This is a genomic window from Rhizobium sp. X9 (assembly GCF_018873185.1).
GTDB lineage: Bacteria > Pseudomonadota > Alphaproteobacteria > Rhizobiales > Rhizobiaceae > Agrobacterium > Agrobacterium oryzihabitans.
On sequence record NZ_CP071311.1, the window covers coordinates 2502501 to 2518557 of the forward strand.

The following is a 16057-nucleotide window of genomic DNA, read 5'->3' on the forward strand; positions in this document are numbered from 1 at the left end:
GCGTGATCCACCCCGTCCTCCTCGCCCGGGAAGACATCGGCAATTTAGCAACACGTTGTGATCAACTCGTCGATTTAATCGATGCGGGATTGCGCAATCCGCTTGCTAAGTGACGATTCCCAATTTACGTCACCTTCTCGCAATTGCTTGCGAAGCGCCAAAGCCTGCGCTTCTATGCGAATGGCGGTCCGGACAGAATGAGCGAAGGAGGCCCCTCACGGGACCTTTACCTGTCGCCCCTGTTTCCCGGACACCCATCCGCCGAGCGACATTGCGCTTATAGTTGAATGCGACCATACGCAGGGAAGAACAATGAGCCGACGTATTTTACCCCTATTTGCTTCTCTGTGTGTAACCGCGATCCTTTCGGGATGCAGCGACGGCGGCGAGAGCAACCAGGCGGCCGGCCAGGCCGCCGCGCGTCCCCCGTCTCCGGTCAGCATCATCCTGATGAAGACCAGCGAATATCCTTTGACCACCGTTCTTCCCGGCCGTGCCAGCGCGTTCCAGACAGCGGAAATCCGCCCGCGCGTTACCGGCATCATCCGCGAAATTCCCTTCAAGGAAGGCAGCGAGGTCAAGCAGGGCGATGTTCTCTACCAGATCGAGGACAACACCTATATGGCGGAAGTGGCGCAGGCCAAGGCAAGCGTGGCGAAGGCCGAAGCAAGCGTTCCAAGCGCCGAGGCCAACCTTGCCCGCTACGAACGGCTGGTCAACAGCGGCGCAACGCAGATCGAATATGAAAACGCCAAGGTGACGCTGCTGCAGGCCCAGGCCGATGTGGCCCAGACCAAGGCAGCGCTGGAAACCGCTGAAATCAACCTCGACCTCACCAAGGTCCGGGCGCCTTTCGACGGCATCACCAGTGCAACCGCTTTCAGCATCGGCAACGTGGTGACGGCAAACCAGACCACGGCCTTGACGACGCTGCGCCGCATCGACCCGATCTACATCGACCTGATGGAATCCAGCACCAATCTTCTGCGTCTGAAAAAGGCGATCTCGTCGGGCCAGCTCGGCGGCGATACGAAGGAAACCGGCATTCATCTGACGCTGGAAGACGGCACGGAATACAAGCATGACGGCAAGATCGACATGTCGGACATGGCGGTGAGCGAAACGACGGGCACCTTCTCCATCCGCGCCCTCTTCGACAACCCGGATGATCTTCTGCTCCCCGGCACCTATGTCCGCGCCACGCTGACCATCGGCAAGGAAAAGGGTTTCCGCATACCGCAGCGCGCGGCGAACCGGAACGCCAATGGCGAACTGACCGCAAAGTTCGTGACAGCGGAAAACAAGGTGGAAACCCGCACCTTCCCGTCCAGCCAGCAGTCGGGCAATGCCTGGCTGGTGACGGAAAACGTCAAGGATGGCGACAAGCTCATCGTCGACGGTTTCCAGTGGATTGCCGACGGTGCGACGGTCGCACCGGTTGAAGTGACCATCGACGATCGCGGTATCGTCGTTATGCCGCAGCAAGCTCAGCCTGCCGCCGCCCCCTCGAAATAAGCATGAGCACGAAACCCTCGGTCGAAGCTCGTAAAAGGTAAGGCAGGACTGCCATGGCCCATTTCTTCATCAGGCGCCCCGTTTTCGCATGGGTTATCGCCATCGTCATCATGCTGGGCGGCGCATTGGCAATTGCGACGCTCTCCATCTCGCAATATCCCGATATTGCGCCGACGACGGTGCGCGTCAGCGCGACCTATAACGGCGCCAGCGCCGAAACCGTCGAAAAATCGGTGACGACCATCATCGAGGACGGCATGACCGGCCTCGACGATCTCACCTATATGACCTCGTCATCCTCAACCGGCAGCGCCGAAGTGACGCTGACCTTCGGCAACAGCATTCTGCCCGATATCGCGCAGGTTCAGGTGCAGAACAAGCTGCAGCTCGTCCAGTCGCAATTGCCCGACACCGTGCAGCAGCGGGGTATTCAGGTCAGCCGCTCCACATCGAGCATCCTGATGGTGGGTGCGTTGATTTCGACCGACGGCAAACGCAATTCGGCCGATCTCGGCGACGTGTTCTCCTCGCGCGTCGAAGACCAGATCAAGCGCCTCGAGGGCGTGGGCAGCATCAACGTCTTCGGTTCCGAATATGCGATGCGCATCTGGCTCGATCCGTTCAAGCTCAACAAGTACCAGCTGACGACGGCAGACGTGACCAGCGCCATCGAAAGCCAGAACACCCAGGTTTCGGTCGGTTCCCTCGGCGCGGTGCCCGCGGTCAAAGGCCAGCAGCTGAACGTGACCGTGACGGCGCAGAGCCAGCTCACCACGGTTGCCGATTTTGAATCGGTCATCCTGAAAGTCGTAAAGGACGGCTCGACCGTTCGTCTCAGCGACGTCGCACGCATCGAAATCGGCCAGGAAACCTATGGCGGCGATTCCCGGTCGAACGGCCGTCCTTCTGCCGGTTTCGCGGTCAACCTCGCCACGGGTGCCAACGCGCTCGATACGGCAGCGCGTGTAAAGTCGGCGCTTTCCGCCGTTGAGGGTTCGCTGCCCGAAGGCGTTTCGATCGAATTCCCTATGACACGACACCTTTCGTGCAATTGTCGATCGAGAAGGTGGTCCACACGCTGATCGAAGCGATCATCCTCGTCTTCGTCGTGCTTCTGGTGTTCCTGCAGAATCTGAGAGCCACATTCATTCCGATGATTGCGGTGCCCGTCGTGCTTCTCGGCACCTTCGGCATCCTCGCACTGACAGGATATTCAATTAACACCCTCACCATGTTCGCCATGGTTCTCGCTATCGGCCTTCTCGTCGACGACGCCATCGTCGTTGTCGAAAACGTCGAGCGCATCATGTCGGAAGAGGGGCTCTCGCCGGTCGAGGCAACTGAAAAGTCGATGGGTGAAATCACCGGTGCGATCATCGGCATCGCGCTCGTGCTGACGGCCGTCTTCATTCCGATGGCCTTCTTCGGCGGATCGACGGGTATCATCTATCGCCAGTTCTCGATCACCATCGTTTCGGCAATGCTGCTTTCGGCAGTGGTCGCCATCGTTCTGACGCCGGCGCTTTGCGCCACGATGCTGAAGCCGATCGATCATCACAAGAAGCAGCGCGGACCGGGTGCCTGGTTCAACCGCGGCTTCGGCAAGACGACGGATGGTTACGTCTCCTCCATCGGCTACCTGCTGAAGCGGCCCCTGCGCGTGATGATTCTCTTCGCGATCGTGATCGGCGGCTGCGCCTGGTTCTTTTCCAAGCTGCCAAGCTCGTTCCTGCCGCAGGAAGACCAGGGCGTTCTTCTGACGATCATTCAGACCCCGACGGGTTCGAATATCGAGCGGACCAACGAGGTGGTGAAGCAGGTCGAAAACTACTTCCGCGAAAAAGAAGCCAACAATGTCGAATCCGTTTTCGGCGTGCTTGGTTTCAGCTTCAGCGGTTCCGGCCAGAACAACGCCATCGTCTTCACCAAGCTCAAGGATTTCGCCGAGAGAACTGCACCGGATCAGCACGCAGCCGCCATTGTGCAGCGTGCGATGGGCACATTCTTCGGCTTCCGCGATGCGCAGGTGTTCCCGCTTCTGCCGCCGGCCATTCAGGGCATGGGCACATCGAGCGGTTTCTCGATGTATCTCGTGGATAGCGGCCGTAATGGCACAGAGGCACTGACTGCAACGTCCAAGGAACTGATCGCGCTTGCGACCAGCAATCCGAAGGTCAGCTCGCTCAGAAGCGACAGCCAGGACAACGAAACGCAGATGAAGATCATTCTCGATCAGGAAAAGATGGGGGCCATGGGCGTCGATCTTTCCTCCGTGAACCTGATGCTGTCGACGATCTTTGCCGGCCGGGATGTCAACGACTTCACCCTGAACGGCGAGCTCAAGCCGGTCTATGTTCAGGGCGATGCGCCCTACCGCATGCAGCCGGACGACCTGAAGTTCTGGTATGCCCGCAACACCAGCGGCGAGATGGTACCTTTCTCTTCCTTCAGCGAAGTGAAGTGGATCAACGCGCCGCCGTCACTGGCACGCTACAACGGCACGGGCGCGATCTCGCTTGAGGGCACCGCGGGCGCGGGCGTTGCTTCCGGTGACGCCATGGATGAAATGGAACGCCTGACGGCAAGCCTGCCGGGCGGTTACACGGTGGCATGGCAGGGTATTTCCTATCAGGAACGCCTTTCCGGCTCGCAGGCTCCGATGCTTTATGCGCTGTCGGTTCTGATCGTGTTCCTTTGCCTTGCAGCGCTTTACGAAAGCTGGTCGATCCCGTTCTCGGTCATCATGGCCGTGCCGGTCGGCGTTCTCGGCGCCCTGACCGCGGCCCATTTCTTCGGCCAGACGAACGACGTCTACTTCAAGGTGGGCCTGCTCACGACAATCGGCCTTGCCGCGAAAAACGCGATCCTGATCGTCGAATTCGCCAAGGAACGGCAGGAGCACGGCTTGAGTCTGCTGGAAGCGACACTGGAAGCGGCGAAGCTGCGTCTGCGTCCGATCATCATGACGTCGCTCGCCTTCATCCTGGGTGTTGTGCCTCTCGCGATCGCAACCGGAGCGGGTTCAGCCGCGCAAAATGCAATCGGTATCGGGGTGCTGGGTGGTATGCTTTCTGCAACACTCCTCGGAATTTTCTTCGTTCCGTCCTTTTTCGTCATCATTCGTCGCCTTTCAAGGCGTTAACAAAACAAAAATGGGCTGTGCCAACCGTTAATACGCTGCTAGAAATGTTGCCGATTTGGCAAATGCACGTTTCTACGGCATATCGATCGCGCAGCCCATTTGTCAGTAAGCCGCGCTCGGTAAGCCAACCAGAGAATTGGGAAAACTATATGCTGTCTATTCGCGCTACCCTTCCCCTGACAATGCTGCTGCTCTCAGGCTGTGTTGTTGGACCCGACCACAAGACGCCGGAAATCCAATTGCCGGGAAAGTTTGCGGAAGCCGGAAAAACCAGTAATGGCGACATCAGCAGCGTTGCATGGTGGACGGCCTTCAACGACAGCCGCCTGAACGGTTACGTTTCCACCGGCCTTGCGCAGAACCTCACCGTGATGCAGGCGATCGAGCGCATCAATCAGGCGCAGGCCCAGGTGATCGTGGACGGCGCCGGCGGCCTGCCGAGCCTGACGGGCAGCGGCAGCCACACGACCAGCGAGACCAAGGGCAGCTACCGTGACGTTCCCGTCACCAACGTGTCCTCAGGCAGCCTCAGCGTTTCCTGGTTCCTCGACCTCTTCGGCCGCTATCGTCGGGCAACGGAAAGCGCCAATGCGTCGCTTGATGCCGCTTACTCCACCGTCGACGTTCAGCGCCTGACGCTGATTTCGTCCGTCGCCGCGGCCTATATCGACGTGCGCTATTATCAGGAGCGCCTGGCGATTGCCCGCCAGAACCTGGGTTCACGCCGCGAAACGCTCGATCTGACAAAGCTCCAGCTCGAAGCGGGTGCGGCCTCGCGTCTCGATGTCGTCCAGTCCGAAGGTCTGGTCAATTCCACGCTGTCGCAGATACCCGGCCTCGAAACCAGCTTCCGCAAGGCAGCCCACCGCATCGCGACCCTGCTCGGCATGCCGGCCTCGTCGCTCATCGCCGAGCTGCAGAAGGGCGCACGCCAGCCTGTTGCGCGCGCAGTTCCCCGCACCGGCATCCCGGCCGACCTGATCCGCAACCGTCCGGACATCCGCGTCGCCGAGCGCAATCTCGCCGCTGCGGTCGCCACGATCGGTGTAACCGAGGCGCAGCTTTATCCAAGCATCGAGCTTGGTGGCGCGATCACCCCGAGCTACAATTTCCTGAGTGGCGGCGGCAGGGGAACGGCCAATAGCTGGTCCTTCGGTCCGAGCCTCACTCTCCCGATCCTCGACGGTGGCAGACTCCGCGCCAATGTCGATATCGCGAACTCACAGGCACGCGAGCAATATCTCGTCTGGAAGGCGACCGTTCTCAACGCGGTGGAAGAAGTCGAAAACGCCCTGGCCGCCATCAATCGCGACCAGCGTACCGTCGACGCTTTGAGAAAGACCGTCGCCTCCTACCAGGAAGCACTGCAGCTCTCGACCGCCAGCTATCGTGATGGTGCATCGTCTCTGCTCGACGTTCTGGATGCCCAGCGCTCGGTCTCGGATGCACAGGCAAACCTTGCCACGGCGATCCAGACGACCGCGCAGGACTATGTCTCGCTCAACGTGGCTCTCGGTGGCGGTTATGCCGTTGGCCAGCCAGCCCCCAAGAAGTCCGCCGGCCCAACCGTGGCCGCCGCGAAGGGCATGTAAGAATGGCCCCAAAAGGCAAACAAAAAGCCCGCGTCTTTCGACGCGGGCTTTTTGCTATTCAGGGCACAAAAAAAGCACCGGTCACCCGGTGCTTTTTGTTTAACCAGCCATCAGGCTCAGCTCTTGGCGCGCTCAACGTAGGAATTGTCTTCCGTCGCGATGACCACGCGGATGCCGGCATCAATATGCGGCGGCACCATGGTACGGATGCCGTTGGAGAGGATTGCCGGCTTGTAGGAAGAAGACGCCGTCTGGCCCTTAACAACCGGCTCCGTTTCCATGATTTCCAGCGTGACGTGGCGCGGCAGTTCGACGGCCAGCGGGTTGCCTTCATGAATCGAAAGAACGCAGGTCATGCCTTCCTGAAGATAGGCCTTCTGGTCGCCCATCGTATCGACGTCGACAACGACCTGATCGTAGTTTTCCGGGTTCATGAAGTGGAAGCCTTCGCCATCTTCATAAAGGAACTGGAAGTTCAGGTCTTCGACGAAAGCGCGCTCGACCTGCTCGGTGGTGCGCCAACGTTCGGAGACCTTGACGCCGTCAACGATGCGGCGCATGTCCACCTGCGTGACCGGCGTGCCCTTGCCTGGGTGAAAGTTCTGCGCGGTAAGAACGACGTAAAGCTTGCCGTCCACGTCGAGAACATTGCCCTTGCGGACGGATGAGGCGATAACCTTGACCATATGACTTCCTTGTAACTCGATGAAATGCGTCGTAAAGGACTGCGCGGCAGCACCGGCCCCGGCAGACGTTTTGTCTTTTTTCTGGGGCGCAACTACCTTAAATCCGCGCGAATTGCCAGCCTTCTACAGCAATTCGCGGAAGAGTGCCTAGCGGTTTTCCGCCCGGAATTGCTTTAAATGATGCGATCAGGCGTTTTGCGGGCCGTTTATCCGCAGCAAGGCCCGCAGGTGAGACGGAAAAGAAAAGAGAGATGGGCTCGAGCAACGAGACAATGTCGCCATGGTGGACACCCGATGTCCACGCCGACCGCCGCGCTTTCCTGCTAGGACGCAATGCGATCCAGTCGGCTTTTCGCAGCTATTTCGCCAGCGCCGATTTTCTCGAGGTCGACACCGCCACGCTGCAGATTTCCCCCGGCAACGAGGCGCATCTGCACGCCTTCGCCACCCAGGGACTGGCACCCGGCGGTGAGGCCGCCCCGCTCTATCTCCACACCTCGCCCGAATTCGCCTGCAAGAAGCTGCTCGCGGCCGGTGAAGAACGCATCCTCTGTTTCGCCCATGTTTATAGAAACAGGGAAAGAGGCCCCCTGCACCACCCGGAATTCACCATGCTGGAATGGTATCGGGTCGGTGAGACCTACGAGACCCTGATGAAGGACAGCGCCAACCTTCTGGCACTGGCCGCTGAGACCGCCGGGACGAAGAACTTTACCTATCGTGGCCGCAGCGTCGATCCGTTCCTGGAGCCGGAACGCCTGAGCGTTGCCGAAGCCTTCGAGCGTTATGCGGGAATTGACCTTCTGGCCACCATCGGCCGAAACGGCGAAACGGACGAGCGGCACCTCGCCGCAAGCCTCACCAATGCCGGCATCCGCGTCGCCGATGACGACACCTGGGCGGATATGTTCAGCCGCGTGATTGTCGAACGCGTGGAGCCGAAACTGGGCTTTGGCCGGGCAACCATTCTTGACGAATATCCGACCAGCGAAGCGGCTCTTGCCCGCAAATCGCCTGATGATGCGCGGGTGGCGGAACGTTTCGAGCTTTATGCCTGCGGCGTGGAACTTGCTAATGCCTTTGGCGAATTGACCGACGCTTCCGAGCAGAGACGGCGTTTCGAAATGGAGATGGCCGAAAAGCAGCGGGTTTACGGCGAGACCTATCCGCTGGACGAGGATTTTCTGGCGGCACTGGCAATCATGCCATCCGCAAGCGGCATAGCCCTTGGCTTCGACCGGCTGGTGATGCTGGCAACCGGAGCACCGCGCATCGATCTGGTCATGTGGGCACCTGTCGCGGAATACGGTCGATGACAAGACCTGAAACCATCAAGACACCTGAAGCACTTCTCGAGGCGGGGCTGATCAAGGCCGAGGCGCTGGAGGAGCTACGCGCGGTAACGCAGCGTTACGCGCTCGCCATCACCCCAACGGTTGCCGGACTGGTGGACAGTCGAGATCCGCAAGACCCCATCGCCCTGCAATTCGTGCCGGATACGGCGGAACTGGTCCATCTCCCCGAAGAGCGGGACGATCCGATCGGCGATGACGCCCACAGCCCCGTTCACGGCATTGTTCACCGTTATCCGGACCGGGTGCTTTTGAAGGCGGTTCATGTCTGCCCGGTCTATTGCCGTTTCTGTTTCCGTCGCGAAATGGTCGGGCCGCTGGGCAACGGCATGATGAACCCGGAAGAACTGGACGCCGCATTCGACTATATAAAAGCCAACCCTGCCATCTGGGAGGTCATCCTCACGGGCGGCGATCCGCTCGTCCTCTCCCCGCGACGCCTGTCCGATCTGATGAAACGGCTGAAAGATATAGCGCACGTCAAGATCGTCCGCTTTCATACTCGCGTGCCGGTCGTTGATCCCGATCGTGTCGACGGGCCGCTGATCGAGGCGCTGAAGGCCAGCGGCAAGACCACCTATGTCGCCCTGCACGCCAATCACGCGCGCGAACTCGGGCAGGAAGCCCGAAGCGCCTGCGCGCGGTTGATCGATGCCGGCATCGCTATGGTCAGCCAGACCGTGCTTCTGAAGGGCATCAATGATGATCCGGCAGTTCTGGCCGAGCTGATGCGGGCCTTTGTCGAGAACCGTATCAAGCCCTATTATCTGCACCATCCGGATCTTGCGCCGGGAACGAGCCATTTCCGGCTGACGATTGAGGAGGGCCAGCGAATCGTTTCCGCCCTGCGGGGACATGTCTCCGGTCTTTGCCAGCCAACCTATGTTCTCGACATCCCGGGCGGCCACGGCAAGGCCACGATCGGCCGAAATGCGACCGAAAAAACCCGCGATGGCTGTTACTCCGTCTCGGACTTCAACGGAAACGATCATATTTACCCACCGCCGGCATCTGGCGGTGATTAAAACAGGTATAAAAAGCCCGCCGCGCCGGGCTTTTTGGGGCGACCTCGAGCGAAAACAAAAATTTCACATTTCCGCCCCTCTCCTGTCATCATAAAGAAAAATATTCTACCTATAACAATCAGCATTGATTTTAGTGCTGGTCTGGATTATCAGTGTGGAACTGGAGAACGAGTCTCCTGATTCCGGGCCAACACCAATACAGGGAGTGTGTCATGTCAAAACATATCAACATCAACGCAATCCTTGGTCTTGAGTCCTGGAATGCTGGATTTAAATCCACGTGTTCCCGCTGCTGTCGAATGTGACCTGACGGTCTCAATTTCCTGAAAATCAGTTCGACAACATGCTGTGTTAATGAGCCACAGCGGGAGTATATCTATGCAAAAGCAAGTTATTGAATTCGCTGGCGAACCCGTCGGCATCGTCATACCGGACAATGACCGGTTGAAGTTCATCGCGGTGAAGTTCCACGTTCACGACCTGGACGAACAGAAGTTCGACAGCGCCGACGACGTACGGATTGCGATCCGCGATCTCGTACGCAACCGGAACCTGGCCGCGGTCGCCTGATGCGGGAAACCCCTCACCCGCTCACAGACCGGTCGACACCAAAGCGCGCCACATATCGGATCCCGAACATCGGGTCGATGGCGCGCTTTTATCTTGCCTGACAATTCGTCCGCTGGTCTGCCATAGACCACTCAGGGTGTATCAATACGCCCTGCGCTGAGTTGAAAATGCTTTCCCAAAACCGAATTAGAGTGCCAAACGCTAAGCGCGCTCCTGAAGCTCCCGCCTCCTCTCATTTGTGTTCGTCAAAGGGAATCTAATCAGCCCAGGTCCTCGGGCTGAAAAGTCTCTTCCGCCACGCAGACGCGCGTCGCTGAATTCCTGTGACAAGCCCAGAAATGAGAACCGAGCCTATGATTTCGAAATACGCGTCAGAATGCGGTAAAGGTCAGCGTCGTCAGCGAACGGACGATCCCCGGAATATTGACGATGTTCTGGTTGATGAACTTGCCGATATCCTCTTCCTGCGGAAGATAGATTTTCAGCAACAGATCATATTCGCCGCTGGTGGAATAGAGCTCGGAAACCAGCTCCGTTTTATAGATGGCATCGGCGACATCGTAGGTCTTGCCGGGCTCGCATTGAAGCTGAACAAAAATGGGCTTCACGGACATCTCCCGTATTGGAACTTGCGGTGCATGGCGCTGTCCGCCACACGTCATGGCGCACTATTGGCTTAGCCGCGCCGGTCTTGCAAGACCGCCCGCCGGTTTAGGCCTAAAAGTCTCATCCGCTACCGCTTGTGCCGATAGCGGCCTGAGAAACGATCCAGCTTCGGAAACTTTCAAGCGGAGCATAACCGGCGCGATCCGGCATGCAGGCGAGATAATAGGCCTCTTCGCTTTCCACCTCTCCTTTAACTGCGGCGACAAGCCGGCCTGTTCGCAGCTCCTCCTCGATCATGAAGGACGGAATAAGCGACGCTCCAACCCCGGCGCTTGCAGCCTCGGCAATGGTTGTGAACTGATCAAAAAGCATGCCGTGTACGTTATCAAAACGCACCTCATGGCTGCGAAACCATTGTTCCCAGGCATCCGGCCGCGTCGTCATGTGCAGCAGCGGCACACGCAGCAGATCGCCCGGCTGTGAAAGCCCGTAGCGCTCCCTGAAAGCCGGACTGCACACCGGAATGACTGTTTCATGCATCAGAAAAACGAGCTCGGTACCCGGCCAATGCGGCAAACCGAAATGGATCGCCGCATCTACGGTATCGGTGCGGAAATCGAACAGCGACGAACGCGTCAGAAGATTGACCGAAACGCCCGGATGCCGGGCTATGAAATCGGGCAGGCGCGGCACCAACCAGCGCGTACCAAAACTTGGCAGAACCCCGAGATTGAGCGTGCCGCCATCCGGATTGGCACGCAGATTAAGCGAGGCCGTCGAAATGCGCCGCAGGGCCTCGCGGATCTCCCGTGCATACCCCTCTCCCGCCCGGGTAAGCCGGATTGTCTGCCGTTCGCGCAGGAACAGCGCGACGCCAAGCTGTTCCTCAAGCGCAAGGATCTGCCGGCTGACCGCGCCTTGAGTAAGCCCGAGTTCTCTCGCCGCCGCGGTCACGCTGCCCGTACGCGAGGCGGCTTCAAAGGCCGCAAGTAGCGAAAGCGACGGTAAGAAGCGGCGGGGCGGAAGTACCATATTCCCTCACGGAATGAACTCTTGACGATATGTCGATATTCAACAGGCAAGGCCGCTTGTAAAGTCTCATAAACAAGGGCTTGTCACTCATACGGAAAACAAATGAACTCGCCCGGAAAATGGTGGAACGATGTATAACGACCCCCGCTCGCACGGCCTCTGGGAAAAGACCGCGCCGCAGCCGCCTCTAACGCCTGCGCTGCAAGGTGATGCGGTTGCCGATGTCGTGATTGTCGGCGGCGGCTTCACCGGTCAATCCGCCGCCCTTCATCTTTCCGAAAAAGGCGTGGACGTCGTTCTTCTCGAAGCGAAGGAAATCGGCTTCGGTGGCGCGGGCCGCAATGTCGGCCTCATCAATGGCGGCATGTGGGTCATGCCGAAGGAGCTGCCCGGCGTGCTGGGTGAAACTTACGGCGAACGGCTTCTCGACCTTCTGGGTAATGCCCCGCTTCTCGTGCGCGAACTGGTGGAAAAGCACGAGATCCCCTGCGAGATCGAAAAGAACGGCACGCTCCATTGTGCCGTCGGTGAAAAAGGGCTCGCCGAAATTCGCGAGCGCTGTGAACAATGGGCTGCAAGGGGCGCTCCCGTCCGCGTCCTTGATGCCGATGAAACGGCAAGACGCACCGGCAGCACCGCCTATTCCGGCGCGCTTTTCGACACGCGCGCCGGCACGCTTCAGCCGCTTGCCTATGTTCGTGGTCTGGCTGCGACCGCGCAAACGGCGGGCGCGCGGCTGCACACAGCAAGCCCTGTCGTGTCGACCAAACGCAGCGGCGGAAAATGGGTGGTAAAAACGCCGCAAGGGTCGGTAACCGCCAACTGGATCGTTGTGGCCACGGAAGCCTATAGCACCGGACCATGGCAGATCGTTCGTGACGAGCAGACCTACCTGCCCTATTTCAACTTCGCGACAAGACCGCTGAGCGATAACCTGCAAAAAAGCATTCTGCCGGGCCGCGAAGGCTGCTGGGATACGAAGGAAATCCTCTCCTCGTTCCGCATGGACAAAGCGGGCCGACTGGTCTTCGGCAGCGTCGGCGCCCTGCGCGGCCCGGGTGCTGCCATTCACCGGGCCTGGGCGAAACGATCGCTGAAGCGGCTTTTCCCACAGCTGGGTGAGACGGAATTTGAATGCGAATGGTACGGCCAGATCGGCATGACGGACAATGCCGTACCTCGCTTCCATAAATTTGCGGAAAATGTCGTCGGCTTTTCAGGCTATAACGGCCGCGGCATCGCGCCCGGGACGGCCTTCGGCAAGGTGATTGCACAGCATATTCTCGGTGACATTGCTGAAAATGACCTGCCCCTTCCCGCAACGGAGCCGAAAGCGCAGGCCTTCCGAACTGTGAAGGAAGCCTATTACGAGGCGGGTGCACAGATCGCCCATTTTGCTGGCGAGCGTTTCTGATCCACAGGCGGAAGCCGCCCTTCGAGGCGGCCTTTTCCTTCGGTATCGATATATTCTTGAAAATATAATGATTGCCCTATAGGCCTATCGATATATTCATCAGGATATCTCGAACCGGGGGACATACCATGAGACTCTTGCGTCGTACCTTTTTCAAAACTATCGCCGCGGCCACATCCTTCTGGGTGGCGGCCTCCTTTGCAGTGGTTCCAGCCCATGCCGCCGAAAAGGTCACGGTTTTTGCCGCCGCGAGCATGAAAAATGCGCTCGATGCCATCAATGCCGAATGGGCGAAGGAAAGCGGCAACGAAGCGACCGTGTCCTACGCTGCAAGCTCCGCTCTCGCCAAGCAGATCGAGCAGGGCGCACCGGCAGACATCTTCATTTCCGCCGACCTAGCATGGATGGATTACGTCGCCGAAAAGAAGCTGATCGAGACTGAAAGCCGCTCCAATCTGCTTGGCAACCGCATCGTTCTCGTCGCACCGGCCGACAAGGCCAAACCGGTCGATATCAAGCAAGGCTTCGATCTCGCCGGGCTGGTGGGTGACGGTCGCCTTGCCATGGGAGCGGTGGATTCCGTTCCGGCCGGTAAATACGGCAAGGCTGCGCTGGAAAAACTCGGCGTCTGGTCCTCGGTGGAGAAGAAAGTCGCCGGCGCGGAAAGCGTGCGCGCAGCACTGCTGCTCGTGTCGCGCGGCGAAGCGCCCTATGGCATCGTCTACCAGACCGACGCGGCCGCCGATCCCGGCGTGAAGATCGTTGGCACCTTCCCGGAAGACAGCCATCCGCCCATCATCTATCCCGTCGCCATTCTCTCCGAGGCAAAATCGCCGGCAGCAAAATCCTACCTGGATTTCCTGAAGTCCGCGAAAGCGACACCTTTCTTCGAAAAGCAAGGCTTTACCGTTTTGAAATAAACTGCGCCTCGCGGCCTCATCCTTTTTGGGGCCGAGAGAAATGACGATTGCGGGATATGGCATTGCATTGGTGGACACTCAGCCCTGAAGAATGGACGGCAATCAGGCTCAGCCTGTGGGTGTCCTCCATCGCCATGTTCGCCAGCCTGCCCTTCGGCATTGCGGTGGCCGTGGCGCTGGCGCGAGGCAACTTCTGGGGCAAGTCGCTCCTCAATGGCATCGTCCACCTGCCGCTCATTCTGCCGCCCGTCGTCACGGGCTTTCTGCTGCTGGTCCTCTTCGGTCGCAGGGGAGCGATCGGGCAATTTCTCGACAGCTGGTTCGGCATCGTCTTTTCCTTCCGCTGGACAGGGGCGGCGCTTGCCTGCGCCGTCATGGCTTTTCCGCTGATGGTGCGCTCCATCCGCCTCTCCATCGAAGCGGTGGACCGCAAACTGGAAGAGGCGGCGGGAACATTGGGTGCGAGCCCGTTCTGGGTGTTCCTCACCGTCACGCTCCCCCTGATCCTGCCCGGCATCATCGCGGGCATGATCCTCGCTTTTGCCAAGGCCATGGGTGAATTCGGCGCGACGATCACCTTCGTTTCCAATATTCCGGGCGAAACCCAGACGCTGTCTGCCGCCATCTACACCTTCACCCAGGTTCCGGGCGGCGATGCCGGCGCATTGCGGCTGACCATCGTTTCCGTCGTAATTTCCATGCTCGCCCTGCTCGTCTCGGAGTTTCTGGCCCGCATCATCGGAAAACGGGTGAGCATGGAATGACGCTTTCAGTTACCACCCGCCACCGCCTCGGCTCCTTTGCGCTCGATGCATCATTCACCTCTGACGGCGGCGTTACAGCGCTTTTCGGACGCTCCGGCTCCGGCAAGACCTCAATGATCCGCATCATAGCCGGCCTCATGCAGCCGGACGAGGGACAGGTCTTACTGGACGGCGAAGTGCTGGCCGATAGCGGGAAGCGGTTGTTCCTGCCGGCGCACAGGCGCCGTTTTGGTTACGTTTTTCAGGAAGCGCGGCTGTTTCCCCATCTCAGCGTTGCCCAGAACCTGAACTACGGCAAATGGTTCGCCACGGAAAAGGGAACCGGAGGGGATGATGGTCGCATCATCGAGATGCTCGGCATCGGTCATCTTTTGCAACGTCGCCCGGACAAGCTCTCCGGCGGCGAAAAACAGCGCGTCGCCATCGGCCGCGCACTTCTGTCATCACCCAGACTGCTGCTGATGGATGAACCGCTCGCCTCACTCGACGAACAGCGAAAGGCCGAGATCATTCCTTATCTCGAGCGACTGCGCGACGAGACGAAAATCCTGATCGTTTATGTCAGCCACTCCATCCAGGAAGTCGCCCGCCTCGCCGACCGTATCGTAGTGATGAAGGATGGCAAGGTCGAGGCGCAGGGAAACGCGGCCGACGTGTTGTCGAGACCGGATTTCAGCGCCCATCTTGAACGGCGGGAAGCGGGCAGCATTCTTTCCGGGCATATCGAAAGCTTCGATGAGCGGCATGGGCTTGCAGCCGTGAGGCTAGGCTCAGCACTCTTGCAGGTTCCGGCAAAAAAAGCTGCTCCCGGCACCCCGGCGCGCGTGCTGATACCGGCACGCGATGTGATGCTCGCCACGACAAAGCCGGAAGGCCTGAGCGCGCTCAACATTCTCGAAGGCCATATTGCCAGCGTCTCGGCAAGCGAAGATGGCATGCTAACCGTTCAGGTGGATTGCGGCGGCGATATCATCCAGTCGCGCATCACCGATCTGTCGCGCGAACGTCTCCAGCTGGAACCCGGAAAACCGGTGCATGCGATCATAAAGTCGGCGGCTCTCGATCCTTATTGAGGGCGGCATCCGGGTTGCGGTTGGCCTCGAGCCAGTCGATATCCGCGCGCAAGGCGTCATTCATCCGCTTTTCCATGCCGCGATAACGGTCGAGCAATTCAGCACCGAATGCGGTTAGCGCAGCGCCGCCGCCCTGCTTGCCGCCCCGCTGGGATTCGATCACCGGTTGCCTGAACATATGGTTCAGCGCATCCACAAGCAGCCATGCGCGACGATAGGACATATCCATCGCCCGCCCGGCGGCTGATATCGAGCCGGTCTCGACAATCAGTTCCATCAACTCGATCTTGCCGTGCCCGAGACGCTCTCCGGGCGGAAAATCGATGCGGAGAACCGGGTTCAATGGCGGGAGTGTCTCACCCATCG

At 59.2% G+C, this 16057-nt stretch carries 14 protein-coding genes and 1 pseudogene (1 of these 15 running past the window's edge); 11 read left to right on the forward strand and 4 right to left on the reverse strand.

The annotated features are described in order from the left end of the window. From JZY08_RS12170 to JZY08_RS12185, 4 genes and pseudogenes are all read left to right on the forward strand, one after another. Window positions 1-113, forward strand: the 3' end of a protein-coding gene (locus tag JZY08_RS12170) for a TetR family transcriptional regulator (RefSeq protein ID WP_216330287.1). It extends 550 nt beyond the left edge of the window; the window shows 113 of its 663 coding nt (coding positions 551-663); the start codon falls outside the window, past its left edge; its stop codon occupies window positions 111-113. Window positions 114-312: 199 nt separating this feature from the next. Further along, entirely contained in the window at window positions 313-1515 is a 1203-nt protein-coding gene (locus tag JZY08_RS12175) for an efflux RND transporter periplasmic adaptor subunit (RefSeq protein WP_035241128.1), read from the forward strand. Between the two features lie 53 nt (window positions 1516-1568). Then, window positions 1569-4657 (forward strand): annotated as a pseudogene (locus JZY08_RS12180) (efflux RND transporter permease subunit). Between the two features lie 149 nt (window positions 4658-4806). Continuing rightward, entirely contained in the window at window positions 4807-6249 is a 1443-nt protein-coding gene (locus JZY08_RS12185; RefSeq protein WP_142174215.1) for an efflux transporter outer membrane subunit, read from the forward strand. 116 nt (window positions 6250-6365) lie between these two features. Here the strand turns inward: JZY08_RS12185 and efp are convergent, their stop codons facing one another. Then, on the reverse strand, window positions 6366-6935 hold the full coding sequence (gene efp / locus JZY08_RS12190; protein ID WP_003492258.1) for an elongation factor P: 570 nt from the start codon (window positions 6933-6935) through the stop codon (window positions 6366-6368). Between the two features lie 251 nt (window positions 6936-7186). Here efp and epmA point away from each other — a divergent pair, with 251 nt between their 5' ends. The 3 genes from epmA to JZY08_RS12205 all read left to right on the forward strand — a co-directional run bounded on the left by epmA (window position 7187) and on the right by JZY08_RS12205 (window position 9882). Further along, the gene (gene epmA, locus JZY08_RS12195) at window positions 7187-8251 is read left to right on the forward strand and encodes an EF-P lysine aminoacylase EpmA (RefSeq protein WP_216330288.1); all 1065 of its coding nucleotides are present in this window, start codon (window positions 7187-7189) and stop codon (window positions 8249-8251) included. Then, entirely contained in the window at window positions 8248-9312 is a 1065-nt protein-coding gene (locus tag JZY08_RS12200; protein WP_216330289.1) for a lysine-2,3-aminomutase-like protein, read from the forward strand. The genes epmA and JZY08_RS12200 overlap by 4 nt, the downstream gene beginning before the upstream one ends. Before the next feature lie 378 nt (window positions 9313-9690). Beyond that, window positions 9691-9882, forward strand: coding sequence for a hypothetical protein (locus JZY08_RS12205; protein WP_003492264.1), 192 nt, complete (start codon window positions 9691-9693; stop codon window positions 9880-9882). Between the two features lie 371 nt (window positions 9883-10253). On the opposite strand, the gene JZY08_RS12210 is transcribed toward JZY08_RS12205, so the two are convergent. Together JZY08_RS12210 and JZY08_RS12215 are read right to left on the reverse strand one after the other, a co-directional pair. Continuing rightward, on the reverse strand, window positions 10254-10490 hold the full coding sequence (locus JZY08_RS12210; RefSeq protein ID WP_003521320.1) for an Lrp/AsnC ligand binding domain-containing protein: 237 nt from the start codon (window positions 10488-10490) through the stop codon (window positions 10254-10256). 118 nt (window positions 10491-10608) lie between these two features. Next, entirely contained in the window at window positions 10609-11520 is a 912-nt protein-coding gene (locus tag JZY08_RS12215; protein ID WP_216330290.1) for a LysR family transcriptional regulator, read from the reverse strand. Window positions 11521-11650: 130 nt separating this feature from the next. On the opposite strand from JZY08_RS12215, the gene JZY08_RS12220 reads away from it, so the two are divergent. The 4 genes from JZY08_RS12220 (at window position 11651) to modC (ending at window position 15691) form a co-directional block, all read left to right on the forward strand. Beyond that, window positions 11651-12934, forward strand: coding sequence for an FAD-binding oxidoreductase (locus JZY08_RS12220; protein WP_216330291.1), 1284 nt, complete (start codon window positions 11651-11653; stop codon window positions 12932-12934). Window positions 12935-13062: 128 nt separating this feature from the next. Beyond that, window positions 13063-13854, forward strand: a complete 792-nt coding sequence (gene modA, locus JZY08_RS12225; RefSeq protein ID WP_216330292.1) for a molybdate ABC transporter substrate-binding protein — start codon at window positions 13063-13065, stop codon at window positions 13852-13854. A 56-nt stretch (window positions 13855-13910) separates the two neighbouring features. Beyond that, complete coding sequence (gene modB, locus JZY08_RS12230; RefSeq protein ID WP_082182926.1) at window positions 13911-14618, forward strand: molybdate ABC transporter permease subunit; 708 nt, start codon at window positions 13911-13913, stop codon at window positions 14616-14618. Further along, window positions 14615-15691: a molybdenum ABC transporter ATP-binding protein gene (gene modC / locus JZY08_RS12235; RefSeq protein WP_216330293.1), complete on the forward strand. Its 1077-nt coding sequence runs from the start codon at window positions 14615-14617 to the stop codon at window positions 15689-15691. Before modB ends, modC begins: the two co-directional genes overlap by 4 nt. On the opposite strand, the gene JZY08_RS12240 is transcribed toward modC, so the two are convergent. After that, window positions 15660-16055 carry a winged helix-turn-helix domain-containing protein gene (locus JZY08_RS12240; RefSeq protein ID WP_216330294.1) on the reverse strand — a complete coding sequence of 132 codons (396 nt, stop codon included), beginning with the start codon at window positions 16053-16055 and terminating at the stop codon, window positions 15660-15662. The two genes, modC and JZY08_RS12240, sit on opposite strands and share 32 nt — an antisense overlap. Window positions 16056-16057: the final 2 nt, after the last annotated feature.

What these genes read in the sequence shown, in the direction of transcription:
- efp (WP_003492258.1), bottom strand. Translation starts at nt 6,935, where the DNA reads ATGGTCAAGGTTATCGCCTCATCCGTCCGCAAGGGCAATGTTCTCGAC.
- JZY08_RS12185 (WP_142174215.1), top strand. Translation starts at nt 4,807, where the DNA reads ATGCTGTCTATTCGCGCTACCCTTCCCCTGACAATGCTGCTGCTCTCA.
- JZY08_RS12215 (WP_216330290.1), bottom strand. Translation starts at nt 11,520, where the DNA reads ATGGTACTTCCGCCCCGCCGCTTCTTACCGTCGCTTTCGCTACTTGCG.
- JZY08_RS12240 (WP_216330294.1), bottom strand. Translation starts at nt 16,055, where the DNA reads ATGGGTGAGACACTCCCGCCATTGAACCCGGTTCTCCGCATCGATTTT.
- modC (WP_216330293.1), top strand. Translation starts at nt 14,615, where the DNA reads ATGACGCTTTCAGTTACCACCCGCCACCGCCTCGGCTCCTTTGCGCTC.
- modB (WP_082182926.1), top strand. Translation starts at nt 13,911, where the DNA reads ATGGCATTGCATTGGTGGACACTCAGCCCTGAAGAATGGACGGCAATC.
- JZY08_RS12200 (WP_216330289.1), top strand. Translation starts at nt 8,248, where the DNA reads ATGACAAGACCTGAAACCATCAAGACACCTGAAGCACTTCTCGAGGCG.
- modA (WP_216330292.1), top strand. Translation starts at nt 13,063, where the DNA reads ATGAGACTCTTGCGTCGTACCTTTTTCAAAACTATCGCCGCGGCCACA.
- JZY08_RS12205 (WP_003492264.1), top strand. Translation starts at nt 9,691, where the DNA reads ATGCAAAAGCAAGTTATTGAATTCGCTGGCGAACCCGTCGGCATCGTC.
- JZY08_RS12220 (WP_216330291.1), top strand. Translation starts at nt 11,651, where the DNA reads ATGTATAACGACCCCCGCTCGCACGGCCTCTGGGAAAAGACCGCGCCG.
- JZY08_RS12175 (WP_035241128.1), top strand. Translation starts at nt 313, where the DNA reads ATGAGCCGACGTATTTTACCCCTATTTGCTTCTCTGTGTGTAACCGCG.
- epmA (WP_216330288.1), top strand. Translation starts at nt 7,187, where the DNA reads ATGGGCTCGAGCAACGAGACAATGTCGCCATGGTGGACACCCGATGTC.